General features: G+C 63.8%; 5 protein-coding genes. 3 read left to right on the top strand and 2 right to left on the bottom strand.

The window, feature by feature from the left end:
- Window positions 1-401 (bottom strand): aminotransferase class III-fold pyridoxal phosphate-dependent enzyme (locus tag EN994_RS21455; RefSeq protein ID WP_127307792.1); only part of this gene is annotated, 401 nt, incomplete at its 3' end.
- Window positions 402-627: 226 nt separating this feature from the next.
- Here EN994_RS21455 and EN994_RS21450 point away from each other — a divergent pair.
- A complete protein-coding gene (locus tag EN994_RS21450; protein ID WP_013530906.1) occupies window positions 628-1,263 on the top strand; it encodes a TetR family transcriptional regulator C-terminal domain-containing protein in 636 nt (211 codons plus the stop codon).
- Between the two features lie 200 nt (window positions 1,264-1,463).
- On the opposite strand, the gene EN994_RS21445 is transcribed toward EN994_RS21450, so the two are convergent.
- Window positions 1,464-2,351: a helix-turn-helix transcriptional regulator gene (locus EN994_RS21445; RefSeq protein WP_063168505.1), complete on the bottom strand. Its 888-nt coding sequence runs from the start codon at window positions 2,349-2,351 to the stop codon at window positions 1,464-1,466.
- A gap of 103 nt (window positions 2,352-2,454) precedes the next feature.
- On the opposite strand from EN994_RS21445, the gene EN994_RS21440 reads away from it, so the two are divergent.
- Window positions 2,455-3,297 carry an SDR family oxidoreductase gene (locus EN994_RS21440; RefSeq protein WP_063168506.1) on the top strand — a complete coding sequence of 281 codons (843 nt, stop codon included), beginning with the start codon at window positions 2,455-2,457 and terminating at the stop codon, window positions 3,295-3,297.
- A partial coding sequence (locus tag EN994_RS21435) for an SDR family NAD(P)-dependent oxidoreductase (protein ID WP_127307791.1) occupies window positions 3,297-3,917 on the top strand: 621 nt, incomplete at its 3' end. The genes EN994_RS21440 and EN994_RS21435, both read left to right, overlap by 1 nt.

The following is a 3,917-nucleotide window of genomic DNA, read 5'->3' as shown; positions in this document are numbered from 1 at the left end:
CCCTTCACACGGTGATAGGCGATCGCCATTTTGAGCGCGGTCTCGACCGATTCCGAGCCGGAATTGGTGAAGAAGACATGGTCCATGCCCTTGGGCGCCAGGTCGACCAGGCGGTTGGCCAGTTCGAACACGATCGGATGGCCCATCTGGAAGGCCGGCGCATAATCGAGTTCGGCAGCCTGGTGCTGGATCGCCTCGGTGATCTTCGGACGGCAGTGGCCGGCATTGACGCACCACAGGCCGGCGGTGCCGTCGAGCACCTTGCGGCCGTCGCTGGTTGTGTAATGCATGTCCTTGGCGGACACCATCATGCGCGGCGCCTGCTTGAACTGCCGGTTTGCCGTGAACGGCATCCAGAATGCACTGAGATCGTTCGGCGTGACTTTCAGCCGGTTGGACATGACCAGGACTTCCCCTTGTAAACTGTTTCGCTGCGCCCAACGCTTGGTCTTTGCCGCGTTTTCATGCTACGCAAATTTTTGACCGATTGGACAAACGTTAGCACCGCCCTGTAGGCGGTCAAGGATTACTAGCGGAAATGCGGCACCTGAAGTGCGTTCCACAGGCTAGGGAAAAACTGGTCCAGAGAATTGGTCCAGATGAGCCTCAACACGAGGGCTTGCAACGGTGACCATCGGCACGGATGCCCCTCGCCGCACCCGCATCCAGCAGGAAAAGCGCGAACTCATCCTGGAGGCGGCGCTTGAGGTCTTCTCCACCAACGGCTTTCGCGGCTCGACCATCGACCAGATCGCCGAAGCTGCCGGCATGTCGAAACCGAACCTGCTCTATTATTTCCGGCGCAAGGAAGACATCCACGAAACGCTGATGCAGCGCCTGCTCGACACCTGGCTGGCGCCACTGCGCGAACTCGACGACATTGGCGATCCCCTAACCGAACTGCGCAGCTACATCAGGCGCAAGCTGGAGATGGCGCGCGATTTTCCGCGCGAGAGCCGGCTGTTCGCCAACGAGATCCTGCAAGGCGCGCCGCGCATCATGCCGCTGCTGGCGGGCGAACTGAAAACGCTGGTCGACGAGAAGGCCGCCGTCATCAAGGGCTGGATGCGCGCCGGCAAGATCGCCAAGACCGACCCGTGGCACCTGATCTTCTCGATCTGGGCGACGACGCAGCATTATGCCGATTTCGACGTCCAGGTCCGCGCCGTGCTCGGACCGAACCGTGGCGGCGACGGCCGCTTCGAGGATGCGGCAAGATTTCTCGAGCAGTTGTTCCTCGATGGGCTGAAGCCGAAGGGCTAAATGGTTTCGTCATTCTAGGGCGAAGCAAGGAGCGAAGCGACGCGGCGCAGACCCTACAATCCATGCCGCGACTTCAACGCGCCGCAAAGGTCCAAATTCTGCTCCGTAGTACTCTTCGGCAAACGTCCCGGCATGGATCCTCGGGTCTCCGCGTCCGCTTCGCCCGTGGATGACGAAGCCGAGGGGGACGCCAGCCAACCTCAGGCGCTGCGCCGCTCGGCCGGCAGCGCGTCCAGCAATGCCTGCAGCTTGGCGATCGAATTCTGCTCGGCTAACGGCGTGTAGACGATCAGCTTCATGTCCGAGCCGTCGCCGATCGACAGGCTCATATGCTCGAAGGTCATGGCGCCCGCGCTCGGGTGCCGGACATGTTTCACCCCCGACAACCGATGCGCGACGTCGCGCTGCGGCCACCAGGCACGAAATTCGGGGCTCGAACGGGTCATCAACTCGATCAGCCGCTCGAAATCCGGATCGCCGACATAGCGGGCGCTCGTGGCCCGGAACGAGGCCAGCACGGTGCGCGCCAGTTGCTCCCAGTCGACCAGCAGGTGCCGGTGATGCGGGCTCGTGAACACCATGTGGACGATGTTGCGGGCGTCACCCTCCAGCAGGCCATAATCGCCGAACACCGCCACCGCCGCCGGGTTCCAGGCCAGCACGTCCCAGCGCCGCCCGACGACATAGGCCGGCTGCAGCACCAGGCTCTGCAGCATGTGCAGCAACGGGCCATCGACCTTTTCCGGCGCTACGGCACGGCGCTCCGGCTGCTGGCGGTCGGCAAGGATGAACAGATGCTGTTTTTCGGCGGCGTCGAGGCGCAGTGCTTCGGCGAGCGCCGTCAGCACCTCGACCGAGGGCCTGACCTCCCGCCCCTGCTCCAGCCATGTGTACCAAGTCGTGCCGACACCGGCGATCATCGCCACCTCCTCGCGGCGCAAGCCCGGCGTACGTCGCCTGAGACCGATGGCGATGCCTGCGGCCGAGGGCGTCAGCCTTTCGCGGCGCGAGCGCAGGAAGGCGCCGAGTTCGCGCCGGCGGCTGTCTTCAGCCGAACGTGTGGGGGCCGCGTGAGGTTGGGACTCCATGCGCGTATTATAGCAGTATTGATACCAGGATAAAGTTTGAACTGTTTGGCCAGCGCCAACTGCCCCATCTTCCGTTCAGAGCAACAGAACGGAGGCTCTGAACATGGAACTCAAAGACAAGACGATCCTCATCACCGGCTCGACAGACGGCGTCGGCCGCGTTGTCGCGCAACGGCTCGGCGCCGCGGGCGCCCGTGTGCTGGTGCACGGCCGCGATGCAACGCGCGGCAAGGCTGTTGTCACCGAGATCGAAGCCGCCGGCGGCAAGGCCGAGCTTCTGGTCGCCGACCTCTCTTCGCTGGCCGAGGTGCGCCACCTCGCCGAGGCGGTGCGCGCCCGGACGAACCGGCTGGACATCCTCATCAACAATGCCGGCATCGGCACAGCGGGCCAAGGTGCCAAAAGGCAGGTGAGTGCCGACGGCTATGAACTGCGCTTCGCGGTCAACTATCTCGCCGGTTTCCTGCTGACATCGGAGCTCCTGCCATTGCTGAAGGCCAGTGCGCCGGCGCGCATCGTCAATGTCGCCTCTGCGGGGCAGCAGGCGATCGACTTCAGCGATGTCATGCTGACCCGCTCCTATGACGGGGTGCGCACTTATTGCCAGAGCAAGCTGGCGCAGATTCTGTTCACCGTCGATTTGGCCGAACAGTTGAAAGGCACCGGCGTCACCGTCAACGCATTGCATCCGGCGAGCTACATGAACACAACCATGGTCCGGCAGGCCGGGGTGACGCCGTGGAGTTCGGTCGAGACCGGTGCCGACGCCATCCTCAATCTCGCCACCTCACCCACGCTCAACGGGAAAAGCGGCCTCTATTTCGACGGCCTGCGGGAATCCCGCGCCGATGCTCAGGCCTACGACGCCAAGGCAAGGCAACAGCTGAGAAGCTTGAGCCTCGACCTCATCGGCCCGGCCTCCCCCACATCGAAGGAACAGCATTGATGACCAAGGCAATCCAACACACCGTCATCATCGGTGGCTCGTCCGGCATCGGGCTGGCGACGGCGCGCAAACTGCTTGGCCCGGACATGAAGGTAACCATCACCGGCCGCAACGAGGACAAGCTGAAGAGCGCTTGGAAGAGCCTTGGCGGTGCTGCCGAGAAGGCCGCTTTCGACGCGTCGAAGCCGGATGAGGTCCGTCAATTCTTCGAGCGCCTCGGCCCCTTTGATCACTTGGTGCTGGCGGCCAGCGGCGGCAAGGGCCTCGGCCCGTTCCCGGCGCTTGACCTGAGTGACATCGGCAGTGGCGTGGAGGAAAAGGTCCGCCCGCAGCTGTCCTGCCTGCAGGCCGCCTTGCCGACACTCAACAAGGCCGGATCGGTCACCTTCATCTCGGCGGTGTCGGCGCAGCTCGCAACGCCCGGCGTCGCCGGTATCGCCGCCATCAACGGCATGCTGTTGACCGTGGTGCCGATCCTGGCGATGGAGTTGAAACCGCTGCGCGTCAATGTCGTGGCGCCAGGCGTCATCGACACGCCCTGGTGGTACTTTCTGGCCGAGGAGCAGAGGCAGGCGCTGTTTGCCGACTATGCCGGCAGGACCCCGGTCGGCCGCATCGGT

It is taken from the genome of Mesorhizobium sp. M7A.F.Ca.CA.002.09.1.1, from assembly GCF_003998555.1.
Taxonomy (GTDB): domain Bacteria; phylum Pseudomonadota; class Alphaproteobacteria; order Rhizobiales; family Rhizobiaceae; genus Mesorhizobium; species Mesorhizobium ciceri.
The sequence above is the reverse complement of the archived record's forward strand: the minus strand, read 5'-3'. Positions and strand labels throughout refer to the sequence as shown.